This is a genomic window from Ginsengibacter sp. (assembly GCF_057362405.1).
Window position 1 is genome coordinate 1 of sequence record NZ_JBMQQG010000161.1, and the last position, 18,649, is coordinate 18,649.

At 36.7% G+C, this 18,649-nt stretch carries 20 protein-coding genes; 3 read left to right on the forward strand and 17 right to left on the reverse strand.

Annotated features, from left to right (window positions below):
• The 3 genes from ACO1O5_RS13390 to ACO1O5_RS13400 form a co-directional block, all read left to right on the forward strand.
• Positions 1-222, forward strand: a 222-nt coding sequence (locus ACO1O5_RS13390; protein ID WP_486270999.1) for a hypothetical protein, incomplete at its 5' end; no start/stop codon positions are given.
• A 12-nt stretch (positions 223-234) separates the two neighbouring features.
• Entirely contained in the window at positions 235-465 is a 231-nt protein-coding gene (locus ACO1O5_RS13395) for a hypothetical protein (RefSeq protein ID WP_486271000.1), read from the forward strand.
• On the forward strand, positions 437-826 hold the full coding sequence (locus ACO1O5_RS13400; protein ID WP_486271002.1) for a hypothetical protein: 390 nt from the start codon (positions 437-439) through the stop codon (positions 824-826). Before ACO1O5_RS13395 ends, ACO1O5_RS13400 begins: the two co-directional genes overlap by 29 nt.
• Positions 827-842: 16 nt before the next feature.
• On the opposite strand, the gene ACO1O5_RS13405 is transcribed toward ACO1O5_RS13400, so the two are convergent.
• The 17 genes from ACO1O5_RS13405 to ACO1O5_RS13485 form a co-directional block, all read right to left on the reverse strand.
• Complete coding sequence (locus ACO1O5_RS13405) at positions 843-1,328, reverse strand: lipocalin family protein (protein WP_486271004.1); 486 nt, start codon at positions 1,326-1,328, stop codon at positions 843-845.
• A 254-nt stretch (positions 1,329-1,582) separates the two neighbouring features.
• Positions 1,583-2,053, reverse strand: coding sequence for a lipocalin-like domain-containing protein (locus tag ACO1O5_RS13410; protein WP_486271005.1), 471 nt, complete (start codon positions 2,051-2,053; stop codon positions 1,583-1,585).
• 53 nt (positions 2,054-2,106) lie between these two features.
• Positions 2,107-2,550 (reverse strand): lipocalin family protein, encoded by a 444-nt coding sequence (locus ACO1O5_RS13415; protein WP_486271007.1) that lies wholly within the window; start codon positions 2,548-2,550, stop codon positions 2,107-2,109.
• A 26-nt stretch (positions 2,551-2,576) separates the two neighbouring features.
• Positions 2,577-3,074, reverse strand: coding sequence for a hypothetical protein (locus ACO1O5_RS13420; RefSeq protein ID WP_486271009.1), 498 nt, complete (start codon positions 3,072-3,074; stop codon positions 2,577-2,579).
• 11 nt (positions 3,075-3,085) lie between these two features.
• A complete protein-coding gene (locus ACO1O5_RS13425; RefSeq protein WP_486271011.1) occupies positions 3,086-3,583 on the reverse strand; it encodes a lipocalin family protein in 498 nt (165 codons plus the stop codon).
• A 2-nt stretch (positions 3,584-3,585) separates the two neighbouring features.
• Positions 3,586-6,138, reverse strand: a complete 2,553-nt coding sequence (locus ACO1O5_RS13430) for a beta strand repeat-containing protein (RefSeq protein WP_486271013.1) — start codon at positions 6,136-6,138, stop codon at positions 3,586-3,588.
• Positions 6,139-6,254: 116 nt separating this feature from the next.
• Positions 6,255-8,285 carry a hypothetical protein gene (locus tag ACO1O5_RS13435; protein ID WP_486271015.1) on the reverse strand — a complete coding sequence of 677 codons (2,031 nt, stop codon included), beginning with the start codon at positions 8,283-8,285 and terminating at the stop codon, positions 6,255-6,257.
• 52 nt (positions 8,286-8,337) lie between these two features.
• Positions 8,338-8,889 carry a hypothetical protein gene (locus ACO1O5_RS13440; RefSeq protein ID WP_486271017.1) on the reverse strand — a complete coding sequence of 184 codons (552 nt, stop codon included), beginning with the start codon at positions 8,887-8,889 and terminating at the stop codon, positions 8,338-8,340.
• Positions 8,890-9,086: 197 nt separating this feature from the next.
• On the reverse strand, positions 9,087-9,722 hold the full coding sequence (locus tag ACO1O5_RS13445; protein ID WP_486271019.1) for a response regulator transcription factor: 636 nt from the start codon (positions 9,720-9,722) through the stop codon (positions 9,087-9,089).
• A 61-nt stretch (positions 9,723-9,783) separates the two neighbouring features.
• Complete coding sequence (locus tag ACO1O5_RS13450; RefSeq protein ID WP_486271021.1) at positions 9,784-12,837, reverse strand: ligand-binding sensor domain-containing protein; 3,054 nt, start codon at positions 12,835-12,837, stop codon at positions 9,784-9,786.
• A gap of 551 nt (positions 12,838-13,388) precedes the next feature.
• Entirely contained in the window at positions 13,389-14,543 is a 1,155-nt protein-coding gene (locus ACO1O5_RS13455) for a trans-sulfuration enzyme family protein (RefSeq protein ID WP_486271023.1), read from the reverse strand.
• Between the two features lie 107 nt (positions 14,544-14,650).
• Complete coding sequence (gene ric, locus ACO1O5_RS13460; protein ID WP_486271025.1) at positions 14,651-15,616, reverse strand: iron-sulfur cluster repair di-iron protein; 966 nt, start codon at positions 15,614-15,616, stop codon at positions 14,651-14,653.
• 117 nt (positions 15,617-15,733) lie between these two features.
• The gene (gene nirK, locus ACO1O5_RS13465; RefSeq protein ID WP_486271027.1) at positions 15,734-16,831 is read right to left on the reverse strand and encodes a copper-containing nitrite reductase; all 1,098 of its coding nucleotides are present in this window, start codon (positions 16,829-16,831) and stop codon (positions 15,734-15,736) included.
• A 150-nt stretch (positions 16,832-16,981) separates the two neighbouring features.
• The gene (locus ACO1O5_RS13470; RefSeq protein WP_486271029.1) at positions 16,982-17,308 is read right to left on the reverse strand and encodes a 2Fe-2S iron-sulfur cluster-binding protein; all 327 of its coding nucleotides are present in this window, start codon (positions 17,306-17,308) and stop codon (positions 16,982-16,984) included.
• A gap of 64 nt (positions 17,309-17,372) precedes the next feature.
• Positions 17,373-17,852, reverse strand: coding sequence for a hemerythrin domain-containing protein (locus ACO1O5_RS13475; protein WP_486271030.1), 480 nt, complete (start codon positions 17,850-17,852; stop codon positions 17,373-17,375).
• 19 nt (positions 17,853-17,871) lie between these two features.
• Positions 17,872-18,228, reverse strand: coding sequence for a DUF488 domain-containing protein (locus tag ACO1O5_RS13480; RefSeq protein WP_486271032.1), 357 nt, complete (start codon positions 18,226-18,228; stop codon positions 17,872-17,874).
• A 27-nt stretch (positions 18,229-18,255) separates the two neighbouring features.
• Positions 18,256-18,642: a group III truncated hemoglobin gene (locus ACO1O5_RS13485; RefSeq protein ID WP_486271034.1), complete on the reverse strand. Its 387-nt coding sequence runs from the start codon at positions 18,640-18,642 to the stop codon at positions 18,256-18,258.
• Between the last annotated feature and the right edge of the window lie 7 nt (positions 18,643-18,649).

Here is an 18,649-nt window from a genome sequence, read left to right on the forward strand (position 1 = left end):
ATTCAACAACAGAAAATAAAAGATATTCTCAACCCAACACCAGAACTCACAAAATCAAAACAATATTTTCAGGATGAGCATCAGCAAACTGAAAAGTATCATGGCCATAATAAAAATTTATTAGACCTGTTAATGAAACCGCAAAAGCAACATCTACAAATGCAAATGCCATTTTTGGAAAAGAAGCGTGTAAAGAAAAAATCAAGAAGATTGCATTTATAAAAATGAAAAGTTATGAGTGAAATATTATTACAAACGATTGTAGAGAAACTGGAATCTTTGGAAATTGCTTTGTTAAAAGAAAGCAATACAAGTAATGATGAGGTTTTGCAAAAACAGGCACTTCAGAACTTCAAATCTTTGCGGGCCGAAATTCAAATGTTCATTTTCTCAATTGAACAACCACAACGAAAAATTAAATGTTTTCTCAAAAGAAATGAATCTCTTAAGATTAAACTTAGGTAATCTTGAGCCAGGTCACGTTAAACACATTCATCATTTTCACAAGCTAGTATGGGTGACCGTTAGTTTGTCTATAATTGCCTTATTGTTAGCTTATGGATGGATCAATTGTCATAACGAGAAAAACGTACTTGAAGCAAATGATATTAAATATAGATATTGGAAAGCAGATAATAATGCAAGTTTATTAAAGCTTACTTATTATACTGATAGTCTATACGATTTGGACGAAGGTGATTTTATAAACCATGTCGTCCAGGCTGAGCATGAAATTGCTGAGCAGAAATTGCTATATCGGCTTGCCGGTGAAAAAGAAAAGCAGCCGGAGAACTTAAAAAAGGCTAAGAAATCTTCGTCTAAATAAATATTACTAATCCTTTTTACATTTTTATGTAAGTATCTTCCTTTTGAATAATTTCTTGATTTTCCCCTGGTGGAATAGCAGTAATAATTATTAACGTATTTCCGGTAACTGTTACAGTAATGTTTTCTGACTGAGCAATTTCTTTTGGATTGTTTTTTGGGTCTCGTTGTTTGGGATCTAATTTAGTTTTTAATTGATCACCCTCAAGAGACCATGTGCCTGTAACGGTTACCGAACTAGCGTTACTTGCGACATCCGCTTTTTCCATAAACCTATTATCAGCCTTGAATTCCATTACGACACTGCCAAAAGAGGCCGTTTGAGTTAGGATGAATGGTTTGCCAAGTGTTTTCACTCCTAAAGCAGTGAGAGACATTTTAGTAGAAACCTGGTTCCATTTTCCGACTATAGATTGCGCATCACAATTATTAAAGTTGTCCACGCTTATTATGCAGCCAAAAATAAGGAGGGCTTTAAATAAAAAGGATTTTGCAGTTGACAATTTCGATTGCATTTCGTTAATTTGTGAGATCGTCTTTCCGAGGCAAATTTAAAATACCTTGATTCACTACCTTTTTGGCGCACCAAAACCATTTTCAAACATCATTGCAATGGTTCACTTTTTCTATTACGATAGAATAATTTGAAATAATAGATTGATCTCTTTTTGAATATTATTACAGCAAAGTTGACTTCGCAAACAATACAAAGAAGGATATTGCAAATGATTTTTTTAATTTTTTCAAACGCCTTCTACTACATCCTTGAACCGGTAGAAATTGTCTTAATTAGTCTGGATCCTGGCGGCACCAATGCAATAGTAATCATCGTATTTCCATCAATTGTAACCGTAGCAGTAGTGGTCACCTTGCCGGGATTGTATTGGGGTTCCAAAGTTAACTTCAACTGATCCCCTGTTAAGCTCCACGTTCCCTTCATAGTAGTAACTTCTGAGCTATTAAGTGGAGAGAAATTCATTATGAATGTGTGGTCGGATTTATACTCAACGTCTGAATTACCAACATCTTTCGGAAATTTTTCTTCCATTGATTTGCCTATTTGTTTAGAATATTCAGCGCTGTAAAAATTTTTTACAGAAACACCTTTCCATTTGCCGACAATAGATTGTGAATCACATTTATTAAAGACGGCAAAGCTGGTTGTAATGCCAATAACAAGAAGTAAAGCTTTTATTGAAAAAGCTGAAAAGATTGATTTGACTTTCATTTTGTATATTTTTAAGCGATTGATGATATTTTATTTTCCCAACAAAAAGTTATTTACGTTCTAATACTTGTTTCTTCGGATTTAGACTGTGTTTTGTTATAGGGAGGTTCGGCTATTACCGTTCTTATCATTTTGTTACCAGCAATTGAAAAGTTCGAGACCCTCCCTTTCAATCCTTTTTTTTGCTCTGCAGGCGCTATCATTGTCAATTGATTTCCTGAAACTGACCATGTGCCTGTCGATGTACTTCCTGGCCCGACCGTTACTATATATGTATGGTCCGTTTTAAACTCAAATTGATATATATCGCTGGGAGGTATAGGATGTTCAACCGGGTTGCCTGCGTTTAAAAATAGCTTTACTGATATCACTTTCCACTTGCCTTCAATAGATTGCTCATCACATTTTGTAAAGCCAGTTAAAACAATTGTAATGAAGAAGAAAACAAGTAAAGTTTCCAGTGTAAAAGCTTTGATCATCGATGATTTAGATTTCATTTTATTAATATAATTGGTTTGAAAGATCAATTTGATAATTCTGCCTTCCCATATTCCAATATTTGTTGCTGCCACTGTAACATTTCTGCACGATGGGCTTCCGCGAAAGCCATCTGTTCTGCTGAAGGCTTTTCAGCATATCCCATATCACACATCTTTTTAAAATTTGCCTGCCTTTTGGGATCATTGGCTACAAAAAGAATATGCAAACAGGTACCCGTGAGCGTTATGTCACGAAAATTACCGCCTATACTTTTTACGAGCTTGACAAAAGAAGGTAATTGACTTAAAAGATTAATTTTTTCATCCAGCGTACGTGGCGGAGTTAATGATGCATATTGGTGTTCAGCGGCTTTGGCGGTTCCAAAGCCTTTTTCAAACAGCATATATTGTTTCACTTTTTCAACCGTAATAGAATAATTGGCAATTACAGACTGATCGGCTTTTGAAAATTGTTGGGCTGACACCCCAGGGGTGAACAACATGAAAAGTGATGCTATTATTATTTGTTTTACATTTTCCATTATCGATCTTGTTAAATTCGTTTATATGTTATCCTTGTCAACTTGTCCATAAATACCACGTCCCAAACCATTGTCGTGGCATCTAATGATTTAATAGTTATCGTGGTTTTTTCATTATGCACAAGTGAAATATTCATATCTAAATTATTTCCTGAAAGTGAATAATTCCCCGTGTGTTCAGTTGCTGGCCTGCCTTTTGCGGACACATTGCTGGTATAGGTATTGTTTGACTTAAATTCAAGCTGCTCTTTATATTCATTTGCGACAGTCGCCTCGTCATATTGTTTTTGCTGCTCCGGTGTAAATACCGCAGTTTCGTTACCGGAAACTTTATCAATTTTAAAACTAATGGCGCCACCCCTGTGCCATTTGCCTATTATAGATTGGGCATCGCATGCAGTGTAGCTTAGTAATGTGAATACCACACAGGTAATAATTAATGATAATTTAAAAGGCGAAGCTCTAATTGCCGATGATTTTGAGCTCATGTGTTTTTTATTTAGTTTCATTGTTATTGTTTTATTGTTTTTAGTTTTTCAATTTCAGATTTGAGTAATTCAACTTCTGTTTTAAGTTCGTCTATCATTACCTGTTGTTCCTGGACAGCTTTTACTAACGGCACAACAAAATCACCATAACGCAAACCGTAAAATGATTGCTGATCATCTTTTGGTTTATCAATTCCGCTAAAATCATAGCCGATTGACTGTGCTGTTTTTTCGACGTCCTGTGCTATAAATCCAGTATAAATAATTTTCGATTTTTCCTGTATTGCCTGGGTCATAGCAGGATTACCGAAAGAACTTGATCTTTGCTTTTCGCTAGATGTCTTATGATTAAGCTGCTTACTCTGTAATTTATTTTCAATATCGCTGACATTTAAAGTATAGGTAATTGGAGTTAACTTGGTAATGAATGCTAAGCCCGGCACATCTTGTTTTACGTTCAGTTTATATCTCCCGTCACTGAAGCTTGTCCAGCCCACATTACCACCAATACTTGTAACGCTGGCATTTCCCACAACTACTTTATTGGAGGCATTTACTGAAGCAAAGAAGCCAAGCGCCATGGCATTGGTTAAATTACCCGCTGTAACATCCGCTCCATACCCGAAAGCGGTATTTCCATCCCCAGTTACGTTATTATAAATGGCTCCTTGCCCTCCCGCCGTATTATAGTTACCGGTTGAATTGTTATTCATAGCAGCATACCCCGTAGCTGTATTGCCCTGGCCTATTGAATTCGAAAAAAGCGCGACAATTCCTGTAGCCGTATTATAGAACCCCGTCGTGTTCGTGTTAAGGGTAAGGTAACCAAAGGCAGTATTGGAATAGCCGGTTGTGTTGGAATTTAACGCCTGGAAACCAGACGCCGTATTACCACTGCCTGTCGTGTTAGAATAAAGTGCCTGATATCCGACTGCTGTGTTATCAATAGCAACAGTATTGTAGTAAAGCGCCTGAAACCCAGTTGCAGTATTATTGTTTCCAGTATTGTACGAAAGCGCAGAAGTTCCGGTCGCGGTGTTAGCGTCGCCGGTATTGGAAAAAAGAGCATTTACCCCCAATGCAGTATTATTAACTCCGCCGGTATTGGAATATAAGGATTGATACCCAACGGCGGTATTTTGAGATCCGCCCTTATTGGAAGAAAGCGAGCGATATCCATAGCCTGAGTTATAATTTCCCGTAGTGTTACTTGTCAACGAGTAAGTACCTGTCGCCGTATTAGCGCCCCCGGAAGTATTAGAGTAAAGTGAGAGATATCCATTTGCTGCATTATCGTTCCCGGTAACATTGGAATAAAGGGATTGAAATCCATTTGCCGTATTATAATTACCAGTTGTGTTAGTATACATTGCCTCAAATCCATTTGCGGTATTTGAATTTCCTGTTGTATTGTAATAAAGTGCTGCCGCGCCATTAGCAATATTAGAGTTGCCGGTTGTATTAGAAAAAAGAGCCAACGCTCCATATGCAGCGTTATTGAAACCTGCGGTGTTAGAATAAAGCGACTGATACCCATTGCTGGTATTTTGGATACCGGTATTATTAAAATATAGTGATTGATATCCTGCGGCGGTATTGCTACTACCAATAGTGTTACTAAATAAGGCCTGGTTGCCTAAAGCAGTATTCTGGTTGCCTTCGTTTAAATTTGAGCTACCAGAACTATTATTATAAAGAGCCTGGTATCCCACCGCCGTTATATTATTTCTTCGATTATAATAGGCAGCTTTCGAGCCAATAGCTACATTGTTGTTAGCTGTATCATTAGTTCGGCCTGCCCAAAAACCTATTGAAATATTTTCATTCCCTTTTCTAATGCCATCGTTTGCTCCCGCACCGATCCCTATATTTAAGCTTCCTGCAGTAATGCCACCTAAGGCGCCATTACCCAAGCCTGTATTAGAATTTCCTGTTGTTATTCCATTCATCGATAGATTTCCTAATGAAACATTATCGAACCCGGAAGACAAGCCGCCAACACCGGTTTGAGACAAATTACCAATAGCCACATTTTCATAGCCGTTTTGATTTTGCCTTAAGGAGCCTGATCCTATTGCAGTATTTGAATAACCGGTAACATTTGCAACTCCTGCGTTTATGCCTACCATTACATTTCCGTTAGTAGCAATTGTTCCAGCCCTTATATTATTAACCCGAAAAATTATTGCTTTATCGTCTGTAGTTCCTAAAAAGTTTATCGCCGTATCTGTGCCACTATTGCCTGAAGTAAGCCATGAGCTACCGCTGCCGGATGTAGTAGCTAGTTTTAACCATGTGGGCGCACCGGAAGTTCCGCTGTTATAAAAATATCCCGCCCCTCCTGTTAGCGCAATATTTGTATTATACACTAACAGACTTGTTACCGGATTCACGATAGTTGTTGCATCAGTTAGAGAAGTGAGACTTACTCTCGGGATAAGCAACCCTTTATTTGGTGCGCTTACATCAAGGATTGCACTTGCATTGGGTGTTAGCGTGCCAACACCAACCTGCGCATGTGATGTTGCAAAAAATATTAATGAATAAAGCATGACTAAAAGAAAAATTTTTTTCATAAATATTTTAATGTTTTGTACATCTCTGTTTCAAATTCAAATCCCATCCTCAGTTTATTTATTCGTTTATTCCTGATCGTTATGTATAATTTTTTTAAAACTTAACCGGAAATTCACTATTGTTTTTGGATAGCAAATGTTGTATTTAGAAATATTTCAAAGGCATCTGTTTCTTTTCCGATGTGACGGGTCACTTTTTCAACGCATTTTGGATTGGCAGTCTTACCGCCCGACATAGAAAACTCGTTCTTTTCTTTAAAGGAACCTTTTATCATTTGTTGTGCTTTGAAAATTGGATACTCCATCCACCTTACCAGTGGCAATACCGCCAATACCATGTATAATTCCCTGTTCTCAACTATCGGTGAAAAGTCAACGAGAGCTGGATTTATAAACAACTTAATTTTTTCTCCATCAAGATCATAATCAGCATCAACTGGAATATTGAAATAAGCCGGTGTAACGATTGCCCTTGCTACGCCTCCAAAACCCATCTTATCGTGTTGGCTGGTTGCAATGGGTATGGCAGGGGGCAGAAAATCCTTAAGAACAACTACCTCTACATATTTGTCTCTTCCCTGCATCTCATCCTTTACAGCTTCCTTAGCATCAGCGAAAAAAGTAAACTTTGTAGCATTCCCTTCAATGTTTCCTTTCATTTTTATTATCCTGCCGGTTTTACCTTTAGGATAACGAAGACTAAAAGTGGCTTCCATTTCTACACCATATTTCCACCATATCTTGTGATCAGCATTTCGAAAGATCACGGTGTAATCATGTTTAACGGTTCCTTCATATACGCCACAATATTTTCTTAAAAAGTAGCTGCTTACGGACTGTAGTAAATCCCCTGCAAGACCAGCACCACCCATTTTGCTACTTAATGATTTTGCATCGACAAGGGCTGTCGCATATAATTTTCCGCCTTCTTTTGAAACAGCTTCCTTATCAGGATCTACAGCACTTCCAATGTTATTGCCCTGCGTTTCACCAGCAGCGCCCATTGCAGCAGGCACTCCTTTGTCAGTAACGATATTTGTTACAACGCCAACCATCGTTGTTCCATATAAATTACTAAAGGTTGAAAAAGCTGCACATGCTTCATTTACCATTACGAGGTATTCGCAAATGGTATTATCCGATGGCTCATGGTTAGTAAATTCATCCATTCTTGCCATATCACCCGCCTGTAAGGATAAAGTTTTATTTAATTCTGAAAGATTTGCGCTCAGGTTCGGAGGTAACACATTTCCCTTTGCAACCAACAACCCTAACTTTTTTGTCGCATCATTCAGTGAAGTAAATAGTGTGATTGCAGCATCTTTTTTATCTTTCACGTCAGCCATTTCCTTGTCGAGATTGGCAGCGTCAGCAGCACTTACATTTGGTTTTACTTCATCAACTCTTTTGACCAATTTATCGTATGCCTTATTTGTTTGTGCAATATTACTGTCAGCTATATCGCTCATATCCGGCCAGCTATTTACAATAACCGATTTTCTCATCGTTGCTTTACCATCGCTGCTGGTGGCAGTTAAAATAAATTGACCGTCATTGCCTCCGACATTCCAACTAATGGCAAATTTTCCATCCTTATCTAAAGAAATTTGTTTTGATTGTTTTGTGTAACCACCAACAGCCACTGGTTTTGCGTCTTCTGTATAAGGTCCTTGAATTGTAAGCCCGACCGATTTAAAGTTTTCGTACATGACACTTTCACCACTTATAATAATTGATGCGCCCGGAAATGTGGCGTTTGCGGATGTCTTTAGAGAAATATAGCCGTCTTGCATGGTTGGTGTACCAGAATTTGAATTTTCGGAACCATTGGTATCGGTAGAAATATTGTAAGTATTGGTAGAATCAGTATCGGCAGTGTTACCAGCCACAACCTCATCATTGGCTATAGGATTACTATTATTGCTGGGAGTAGTATCAACGTTATCAGCATTGTTATTTCCACTTTTTTTCTTATTTGGAAGAGGCGTGAGCAGGCTGTCAATTCCCTGGTTAATTTTTTCATTGACTTTATCTGTTGCTTTATTTTCTGCGTTAGATTTTAATCCATCTTTTATTCTCTTTAAAATTTGTGCATCGGCTGAATTATGTTGGAGCCCAAGAATAAGAAATAATATGAAGACTTTCATGTGCATACATCCTTTAGATTTCTTGTTCTTTAAAAAATTTTAGCCTTACGATCTATTTATATTTTAGATTCAAAAACACTCCGCTTATCGTCATTTTATTACTATCATAATCAATTCCGCGGCCCTCGAATTTTCCGCAAATAACAGAGTCATTATATTTCATTATTGTAACACTACCTTCTGCAGGTGTAAAAGAATTATCTTTTACAGGAGTCATAAGCATTGCAGCTTTTCCCTGTTCATTGCCAATAATTAAAGGAAATTTGCCAGTTGTAATTGATTTTGTATAAATATCAATATTGAGCATATCCGACACATCCAGTATGTGCTTAGACGCACACAACTGAACAGTAAAATCGCTGTCTAGTCTTGATCCCACCGGATAATTACCCTCATAATTTATATAGGGCATTTTATTCCTTGTACAACTTACTTTAAAATAAACCTGCCCGGTATCCAATATATCAGGCTCAATAAGGGCGATTACATTTGCTGAATCAATTTTTACAACATTCTCTTTTGGTTTATCATTTTTTATAACGTAGTTACAACTTGCAATCACAGCCACGTACAATATGATACTTAAATTTTTTAATGTAACCACCTGAACTTTTATTTTAATTTTCAGTTTAGATAAAAATAGTTTTGTAAAATGGCGGGTAATCAACTATGAAACATCCGACCACTGCTTACCACAAACCTCTATTAAGATTGATTAGTTTAAACTACCCTAATATGTAGTTTTGCCAAACAAAGAAAGCAAGGAGAAAACCGGCTTTTGCAAAATTTGATGGAATGATTTTACCTGCGGTGTTTATTTATTAGTTCAAAGCGGGAATGCACCTGCAGGATTTCGTAAATATTTTTTATATGATATCTAACGGTTTCAACAGATATGAAAAGCTTTTCGGCAATTAACTTATAGCTCATTCCATTCATAACAGATTCGAGAATCTCAGTTTGTCTTTCGGTAAGCTGTACATGCTTTTTATCAGGGGATTGTTTTATGCCAGATCGAAACAACTGCAATGTCTTTGCTGCAATAATTGGTGTCATGGGTGCCCCGCCATTATATATCTCGCTAATCGCTTCAAGAATTTTAGACGGCGGAATTTTTTTTAAAATGTAACCACCGGCTCCCGCCTGTATGGCTTGAAAGATTTTATCGTCATCTTCAAAGACTGTTTGCATTATGATGTGAATGCCGGGAAAGTTTTCTTTAATAATTCGTACTGCCTCAATTCCATTTATACCCGGCATATCAATATCCATCAACACAACTTCGGGTGTGCTGCGCCGTATTTTAAAAAGCACATCCTCGGCGTTGTCGTAAGTTCCAACGCATGCAAAACCTGGCATGCCATTAATTAACTGATAATAACCATCGCGCAGTAAATAATTATCTTCAAAAATTGCAACGTTAATATCTTTTCCCATTGAAATGTAAATCTTAAATGAATTTATAATAAAGTAACTACATACACGGGTAGTTCGTCATTTATCTGAAGGGGACTCTTAATTCTATCCTTGTGCCTTTCTTTATCCAACTGGTTATGCTCAATTGCGCATGAATTTCTTTAGCTCGTGTCTGCATATTTTTCAAACCATTACCTCCTGAGATATTATTTGCTGTGTCGAATCCTTTACCATCATCAGTAATTATCATAACAACTTTCTGCGCCTGCTGCGTTATTATTACATTAACCGTTTTTCCATTCGCGTATTTGTAAATATTATTAATTGCTTCTTTAAAAATGAGATAGAAATTTTTTCTTTTTCCCATCGGCAACTTTATACTTTTTACTTTTTCATCTACGTCAAATTGCAGGAGAATATTTTTCCCCGATAACAGTTCGCCAGCAAAAAATTGCATGCGTTGTAAAATATTTTCAAAATCATCATTTTTAGGATTTACCATCCACACTATATCATTCATTGTATCAATCATGTTGCGTGATGCGCTGCCCATTTTTTCAAGTAATGATTTTGCATTTCCTGAATCGGTTTCTAATTCGCGCCTTGCTATTTCGCTATAAACCGAAATGCTATTGAGCGTCGAACCAATATCATCATGTAGGTCGTTTGCAATTCTTTGCCTCATATTAGCAAGCACAAGCCGGCCCCGCTTTCTATAATTATAAACGGTATATACAATGGTAGAAACAATAATAAACCAAAGCAAATAAGCCCACCACGTTTTCCACCAAGGAGGATATATTGTAAATTTAAGAAGGGTGGTTTTGGCAGTTTCAATACCATCTGTATTTCTCGCCTTTACCTTAAAAACATATTTGCCAGGAGGAAGATTAGCATAAGTAACCGAACGGCGCGTACCCGCAGAAACCCAATCGCGATCTGTACCATATAGTTGATAAAAGTATTGGTCCGTATTTCTTCCAATAAAAGAAACTGATGCGAACTCAATTGCAACTACATTTTGAGTATATGATAAATAGATATCGTTATTTCTCAATAACGAATCAACGGACAAATGTTGCTGATCTGCACTAAAATCAGTGATCACAACATTGGGTGGCGGCGGTTTTATTGTAACGCGATCCGGGTTAAAATAAATAATGCCGGAATTGGCTGATACCATTAAGAGGCCATTTTTCAATTTGCAAAACGCTTTGGAAAAAACATGATCTTTAATTCCATCATTTAAATTATAATGAAGAATGGTATTGTCTAATAAATTGATCCTTTCAATTTCATTGCTGGCAACCACCCATATATTATTGGAATTATCAGGAATACCACCGTATGAAATATTTGAAGACAGGCCGTTAGTAGTATTATAAAATTTTGTTTCTTTTGAAAATTTATTATAAAGAAAAAAGCCTTTACCTGAAGTGCCGCCTGTAATAATTGAATCGTTTAATGCAAACGGTGAAAAAATATGCTGGGAGGAAATTGCTCTTTTATCAACCATAAATTTACCCCAATTAAACCCATTAAGGCCGTATGAGCTTGTCCCAATCCAGACATTGATACTATCTACCATCAATCCATCAATAATGGTTGGTTCTTTAAAACTCTTCCCGTATAAATTTTTAAACACCGACATTTTTCCTAAAGCCATATCCCATTTACCAAGCATCCCATTATAAAGACCAAACCACAAATTATTTTTTTTATCTCCAGCCATTTTCATAATAGTGAAATGTTCAAATTCAGGAATAATTTTGTTCTCAAATTTACCAGTTGCGGGATCAAGGATTGAAAGCATCCCGTATTGCGATCCTACCCATATTTTTCCTTTATCGTCCTCGCTAAATGACCAGGCACGATTGAAGGGTTCACCAAAGGAGTTTGAATTATTCTTATCGTAGACATAATTATTGTGAAGAATGAAATTGCTGTCGTATTTAAAAATTCCACTTCCCCAGGTGCTTATGTAAATATCCTTCGCCTTACTTTCAAAAATGGAAGTAATATTTGTATTAAAATGTGAAGATGGCACTCCCGGATTTTGATTAAGGTATTTGAACTGCTGGAGGCGGGGATTAAAAATATTGATTCCCAAATCTGTATCTATCCAGATGTTTCCTTCACGGTCCCTAAAAAAGCTAAATATATCCTGGTCATAATGCAACCCATATTCAGATCCATTTTGGAATTGAATATTGGCAAAGCTTTCACTCTTTTTATCATATTTTAGTAAGCCAGTGCTTTGACCTCCAAACCAGACCGTTCCGTTACCGTCATCAATAAGATCATTGATGGAAGCATAATTCGGCAGCGTTTTCTTACTACTTTTTTCAATCAAAATTGAATAATGGGTAAGTGCCTTTGTGTCGATATTATATTTATCCAGGGAACCCCAATAATCCGAAAACCAAATATTACCACTTCCGTCGAGTTTAAAGAAAGCGACTTCTTTATAATTGCTTAATAATTTTTTGACGGCAGGATTGTCCAGATAACGGATATTGTTTTCGGCATAATCAAAGCAACCAATATCATAAAGTCCATTTTTCGAAATTAGTAACCAAATCTTTTTTTTACTATAATCTGCCGTCGCGGTTACAATACCTGAAAGAGAATCTTTTAAAATGTTATTAATTAAAACCAATTTTTGCAGTGAGTAATTATACTGAAATATATTTTTGTTTGTGATAACCCGTATATCATTTTGTGGACCTTTTAAAATGGCCATGACATTGTTATTGTTACTGTCCTGAGCGTCGCTTATATATAACCGGTTAAATATTTTGTGTATTCTATTATAAATATTTATTCCATCAGCATTTAAAATCCAGATATTTTTCTCTGCATCTTCTATAGGTTTACCCGCCCAATCGGCTGTCCTGTTTTTCGTTGCATCGTTACTGAAGAAATAGGTAATAAAGTTTTTACCATCAAAACGCTGAATGCCACTAAGCGTGGTAAACCAATAAAATCCTTCCGAATCCTGGAATACATTAAGGTGTGGGTTTGACAATAATCCGTCTTCGGCACTAAGGTGTTGAAATACATAATCGGTTTGCGAAAATGAAAAAGAGGGAAGAAAGAAAAGTATTATTAATGATCTTTTGAAAAGCATAACCATACTTATCGTTATTAGATTTAAACAAGTTAATCTTTATACTTGGTAGCAGGTTATCTTTTACTGAAGAAAATGCAAAAGATCTTCTATCCTATTGAAAATGCATTTGCTTTCCGTCAAAACGAAGAGGAGTTAAATCATCTAAAAATCTCAAAGAATTGAATCAAATTGGAATTTAGAAGCTGCTTAAAATTAGCATTATTATATTTTTCGAATATACGTTAACGTTATAAATTAATTTTTATTAATTTGCAGTTTATATCAAAAAATAAAATTCAATTTACCTATCTTTACTTTAGAATGTTATTACTTAAATTGAGAAGACTTTTATAGAGTAATTCATGGAGTTATATTATTAGTAGTTTATAAATAATTGATTTCTAAATATTAATGAGGTTGGTTCAAATCCCTCTCCCTCCGCTGATATCAGTTATCTCGAATAAGATAAGTATAAAACTCCCGAAAACGATGCGTTGACGGGAGTTATTATTTTCGCACTTGCTAATTCTAACTCCATTTTATGTGGAATTATCCTTGCAAAGCAAAAGCTGAGATTATAAAATCTTAAAATTACTTTCCTTAATTGCCTGTTCAATGTCTTCAATTAAATCAGCAGCATTTTCGATTCCAACAGACAGCCTTAATAAGTTATCGTTTATCCCAATGGCAAGTCTTTCCTCACTGGATAAATAACGGTGGGAAGTGAAGACAGGCGAGCAGACCAGGCTCTCTACTCCACCCAGGCTTAGCGCAGGACTTATGAGCTTTAAAGATTGCTGAAATTTTTTGATTCCATCTAGATCACTATTCAGCTCAAAGGAAACCATTCCGCCAAATCCTTTCATCTGCCGCGTTGCTATTGCATGTTGCGGATGTGAAGGCAACCCTGGATAATATACTTTGTTAATTGATGGATGACCTTCAAGGTATTCAGCAATGTGCATTGCATTTTCATTTTGCTTGTGTATCCTTAGTGCCAGTGTCTTCAAGCTTCGTTCAGCTAAATAACATTCGTTGGGAGTTAAGGAACCGCCATACATTTTGGCTGTGTTATAAATCGCATCTTTATAAATAACATTGTTGCCAACCAAAGCGCCGTAGGGAAGATCATTGTGACCGCCCAGGTATTTGGTACCGCTGTGTACACTTATGTCAATGCCTTCTTCAATGGGCAGTTGATTTATCGGAGAAGCAAAAGTGTTATCGATGATGGTAATAATATTTTTTTCTCTTGCGATAGCACAAACATCTTTAATTGAAACAATATTAAGCAAAGGATTTGAAGGTGTTTCAATGTAAATAATTTTTGTATTGTGTTGCAGCATTCCTTTAAAACTGTCTGCATTACCATCAGCAAAACTGCATGCAACGCCCCGTTTGGGAAGTTCTTCATTTGCAAATTTTAAGGTGCCCCCATAAAGATCTTTGGAAAAAACGATATGGTCGCCATTGGTTAGAAAGCTTAAAATAGCCGTAGTTATCGCAGCCATGCCGGAACTGAAAACCATGCCCCATTCTCCATGCTCGAGAGAACAGATTATTTTACCAAGCCTTTCCTGGTTATAGGTGGAATAAAAGCCGGGATAACGCAACGTTTCGGCGTCAATGTAATCGTAGGCAACAGCGGGATATACCGCGGCCGTTACAGCACCATTTTCATTCGTTTCCCCCGGCAGAGGGTGCACGCAATTCGTTTCATTGTTATTCATCCTCAAAAATAAGCCAAGTTTATTTTTGCATCATGATAAACTATTCCACCGCATAAAGCAGAACAGAGTATATGGAGACTCTAAAAAACTTTATAAGGAATTACCATTTAGATTTTATTTCGCTCCATCGCAAGTGCCTTCGGAAATAATATATTGTTTTCGAGATGAACATGAATATGCAAATCGTTCTCAAACTCTTCAAGTATTTTATAGAGCAACCCATAAGAAGCGCAGGCGTCTGCAGGTAAAAAATAATCATGCGACAAAACCCTGATTTCTTCTAAATTTTTTCCAACTAATTCATGTTCCATCTCCATCATGTTTATTGGATTTTGAACCGTGCCGAAATGCGCTGCAGGGTGGGCATGCAAATTTTTTTCGGCTAATACCAATTCTTTAATGTACGGGAATAACACTTTTTCTTCTTTCACCATGTGCATGCTTAATTCAGTATTTATTTCATTAACAAGATCCCGGATGTTGCATAATTCTGGATGCTGATCACCATGTACCCCTGCGACTTTATGAGCATAGGCTACTAAATCAGGCAGCGTTTTCCTTACATAACTGTGATGCATATTCGTAATATAATCTATAAGAAAATCCAAACTCCATTCATTATAGGGAAGCGGACGAGCGCTTGTAACATTTTTGTCGGCTTGTTGCAGTTCATGTTCTATCTTAGTTACGTCAATTCCTTTTTCCATACATGCTTCTTTTACAGTCTTTTTTCCTCCGCAACAAAAATCCAGGCCATATTTTTTGAATACTTCAGCTTTGCGTAAATCTTTTGTTGCAATTTCGCCAAGGGTTTCATCATTTTCCCCTGTAGTTTTTTTTGAAATTTTTACTCTCCACAGCTCTGGTCCCTCTTCCAGGTATTCCCAGTTAAAAATATTTCCTCTTTCTCCCAATAACTGGTAGTAGAGTGGCTTAGGATCATGATCATTATGGATGGTTAAAGTTTCACCCTGATCCAGCTCATCAAAACGCTCAAAAATCGTTGGATGTTTTAGCCTTGGTTCCAGCAGTGTTACATTAAGGATGTTCTCTTGTTCAAATAAAGTTTCCATTTTGTATAAAATTTAAAAGTGATTTAATTGTAATAGCAAGGAGATTTTTAAAAATATAAAGGCATTTTTGTTCCTGAATAAATATTTCAGAATAATTCCGACAAACCCATTTCCTATTTATTTTATGGGCATAGGCTGTTGAATCACCTTCAGCAGGCTACTATTCCACTTTCCTGCAACTCTTATTTGAGCTATTGCCCCAAAATCAAAGGCTTCTATCAGGTTGTGGTTTAGAAGTAAATAGGTGCCGGGTTCTCTGAATTTATACACTACTGCTGCCGCCGAACCAGCAGGAACGGGCCACGTTTCATAATCTGTGTATGGCTTATTATTAAATTTTCCACCAGGCCAATAAAGATCTGCATGGCCGCCAATAAGATGGATACGCGTATCGCGGTTGGCCTGCGAAGTAATCAGTAAAACATTGTCGCCAACATTTGCGGTCAAAGCATTTTTGCCTAACAAAGCACCCTCTCTTCCATTGAAAACAATGTTTGTCGGCATAAGGGTTTTAACTGATTCTGCAATTTCCTGTATACTTTGCTGTGGGGTCGCAATATTTTTAATTTTACCCTCCTTATCTTTTGGAAGATAATAATCCTGTTCTGCTATATAGTATGCCTTGTCGAATTTTACCCGGTTACCATTTTCATCTTTTAACCCTTCGCGGGGTAAAACCATTATAGCACCATTCATGCCTGATGTAACGTGAATGGGAACCATTGTACCTCCGGGTGCGCAGTGATAAACAAAAATACCTGGCTTTGTACATCTAAACCTGAATGTTACCTGCTGACCCGGATTTACCAGAGAGACTTCACCACCGCCCAAAGCGCCTGTCGCGGCATGGAAATCAATATTATGGGTTTGTGTATTTGTAGCAGGATTTTTCAGAGTCATTTCCACAAAATCATCTTGATGTACTACTATCATTGGGCCAGGCACCGTGCCGTTGTAGGTGAACGCCCAGATAGAATCGCCTGGAGCTACCTCTATTTTCTTTTCTCGTACGGTAAAAGTAACTTGTACTATTTTAGGGCCATCTTTATCTACCTGATCAAATTTAGGTAACATGGGTGGCGAAACCATCTCCTGTGTTACCCGTGGAAGATTATCTCCATCTCCTTCAAATTGTTTATCAATTACAGATTTTGAGCTTCCATTTTTGCATGCTGCTAAAAGTAATACTACTGTGAATAAAGCGAAAGATTTCATCCTTTGGATTAGTAGGTTATATGAAAATTGGGATCGTAAATTTTTCATTTTATTATTATTTTAATTGTACAAATATCTAATCCGGAGATACTTTGCAGGTAAATCAATATAGTCTTACTTAAAGCTTTTAAAAGCCATTGACAAATCAGTTCAATAAACTCTAATTGTAGCATTTTGCAAAGCTTGGTTAACCAGTATCTGGCAAGCCAATCTTAGGTTTACATTCGTTACACCTGTTTTTTTTAAGGTAGTCTCTTCATTTCTTTCCAGGTATGGAAATTCATTTTTAGTTTCAACTATTTCCACCATACAGGTGCCACACCTCCCCATGCCTTTGCATTCGCCAAAGTTTTCCAAATAAATTTTATCATATAGCAACATCATTAAATTCCTGTATTCATTTGCATAAGTTTCTAAATGATATTCCTCTTCGCCATACATTACTTTTAGATGAATATTCTTAATTTGGAATTTCATTCCGAGTAATGCGTATTACTAAATATTTCGTTCATTTCCGGTACATGCTCTTTTATAATGCGGGTTATTTTATCCAAAATTGATCTTCAAAATCATCCGTCAACGGAGATGGTTGGGAGTCAAGTTTTCTGCCTATTTCTTCAAGTTGCTTTTCACTAAGTACTTTTTCAAGATGTGGAAAGAGTTTTCTTTCTTCGTAGCGTATATGATCATCTATAAGATTAGCAAGATGCATCAATCCGTTTTTGGCTTCACCTGCTGAGCCATCCAACAATTCATCAAGCTGATGTTTTATTTGTTTATGATCATCAATTGCCCTTTGTACTAATTCATCGTTCAATGGTGAAAACAATATGACTTCTTCTTCTTCAAAATGCGGCGCCAAATGATTACTCCAGAAATAACCTGCGTACTTCTTTATTCGCTCTGCCGCCACTTCATGTTTTATCCCTTGCCTTATTTTCCAACAAAACAGCAAACCGGAATGATGATCTTTTGAAAGTTTTTTAATATGTTCGTTTCGCCTGATAGGTTTGTTTTTCATGAGAAATTGAAATGTTTAATTATGCAAGTTTTTTTTGCAGAAAATCTTTAAGCACCATTGCATTATTATGTTGTGTATCACGTGCCGCATAGAGTAGTGTTACCTTTTTATGTTTCTTTATCAATTTAATAATTTCGTCTACTGCTTCTGATTCTTCCAATTCTTCATGATACTTTTCAACAAATTCGTTCCACTTTCCAGGTTCATGATTAAACCATTTTCTTAATGCTGCAGACGGCGCTATTTCTTTAAGCCAGAGGTCTATGTGTCCTTTCTCTTTGCTTATTCCACGCGGCCATAAACGATCTATGAGAATGCGAAAACCATCAACTTTTTCGATTGATTCGTAAACGCGTTTTAACTTTAATTCATGCATTGCAACAGATTTAAATTTATCGCGAATCTATAACGGGTAATTTTTATAGAACTCGATTTTCGATTCAAATATCTCAGCCATTTTTTCGGCACGCCATTTCGCTTCTGTCGCTTTTTCCCCCGTAAACAATTCATCAACTGTTAGGGTAAACAGTTCCATCCATTTTTTGAAATGCTCACCGGATACAGGCAGGCTTGCATGTGCCGGGAAAGGACTACCGAAGTAAGTCCGCTCGTTCAGCAAAAGTGTTTGCCAGAAAGTGTACATTTTTACAAGGTGTTGCGGCCATCGATCCTTTATTCTTTCGTTAAATATAGGGCCCAGCAATTCGTCTTGTCTTATTTTTTCATAAAAAGTGTCAACAAGCATTTGTATATCTTCTAACGATATTATCTCTTTAACTTCATCCATCATCTTAATT

What these genes read in the sequence shown, in the direction of transcription:
- ACO1O5_RS13425 (WP_486271011.1), bottom strand. Translation starts at nt 3,583, where the DNA reads ATGAAACTAAATAAAAAACACATGAGCTCAAAATCATCGGCAATTAGA.
- ACO1O5_RS13410 (WP_486271005.1), bottom strand. Translation starts at nt 2,053, where the DNA reads ATGAAAGTCAAATCAATCTTTTCAGCTTTTTCAATAAAAGCTTTACTT.
- ACO1O5_RS13415 (WP_486271007.1), bottom strand. Translation starts at nt 2,550, where the DNA reads ATGAAATCTAAATCATCGATGATCAAAGCTTTTACACTGGAAACTTTA.
- ACO1O5_RS13435 (WP_486271015.1), bottom strand. Translation starts at nt 8,285, where the DNA reads ATGAAAGTCTTCATATTATTTCTTATTCTTGGGCTCCAACATAATTCA.
- nirK (WP_486271027.1), bottom strand. Translation starts at nt 16,831, where the DNA reads ATGAAATCTTTCGCTTTATTCACAGTAGTATTACTTTTAGCAGCATGC.
- ACO1O5_RS13480 (WP_486271032.1), bottom strand. Translation starts at nt 18,228, where the DNA reads ATGCATGAATTAAAGTTAAAACGCGTTTACGAATCAATCGAAAAAGTT.
- ACO1O5_RS13420 (WP_486271009.1), bottom strand. Translation starts at nt 3,074, where the DNA reads ATGGAAAATGTAAAACAAATAATAATAGCATCACTTTTCATGTTGTTC.
- ACO1O5_RS13455 (WP_486271023.1), bottom strand. Translation starts at nt 14,543, where the DNA reads ATGAATAACAATGAAACGAATTGCGTGCACCCTCTGCCGGGGGAAACG.
- ACO1O5_RS13445 (WP_486271019.1), bottom strand. Translation starts at nt 9,722, where the DNA reads ATGGGAAAAGATATTAACGTTGCAATTTTTGAAGATAATTATTTACTG.
- ACO1O5_RS13400 (WP_486271002.1), top strand. Translation starts at nt 437, where the DNA reads ATGAATCTCTTAAGATTAAACTTAGGTAATCTTGAGCCAGGTCACGTT.
- ACO1O5_RS13475 (WP_486271030.1), bottom strand. Translation starts at nt 17,852, where the DNA reads ATGAAAAACAAACCTATCAGGCGAAACGAACATATTAAAAAACTTTCA.
- ACO1O5_RS13450 (WP_486271021.1), bottom strand. Translation starts at nt 12,837, where the DNA reads ATGGTTATGCTTTTCAAAAGATCATTAATAATACTTTTCTTTCTTCCC.
- ACO1O5_RS13395 (WP_486271000.1), top strand. Translation starts at nt 235, where the DNA reads ATGAGTGAAATATTATTACAAACGATTGTAGAGAAACTGGAATCTTTG.
- ACO1O5_RS13470 (WP_486271029.1), bottom strand. Translation starts at nt 17,308, where the DNA reads ATGAAATTCCAAATTAAGAATATTCATCTAAAAGTAATGTATGGCGAA.
- ric (WP_486271025.1), bottom strand. Translation starts at nt 15,616, where the DNA reads ATGGAAACTTTATTTGAACAAGAGAACATCCTTAATGTAACACTGCTG.
- ACO1O5_RS13430 (WP_486271013.1), bottom strand. Translation starts at nt 6,138, where the DNA reads ATGAAAAAAATTTTTCTTTTAGTCATGCTTTATTCATTAATATTTTTT.
- ACO1O5_RS13485 (WP_486271034.1), bottom strand. Translation starts at nt 18,642, where the DNA reads ATGATGGATGAAGTTAAAGAGATAATATCGTTAGAAGATATACAAATG.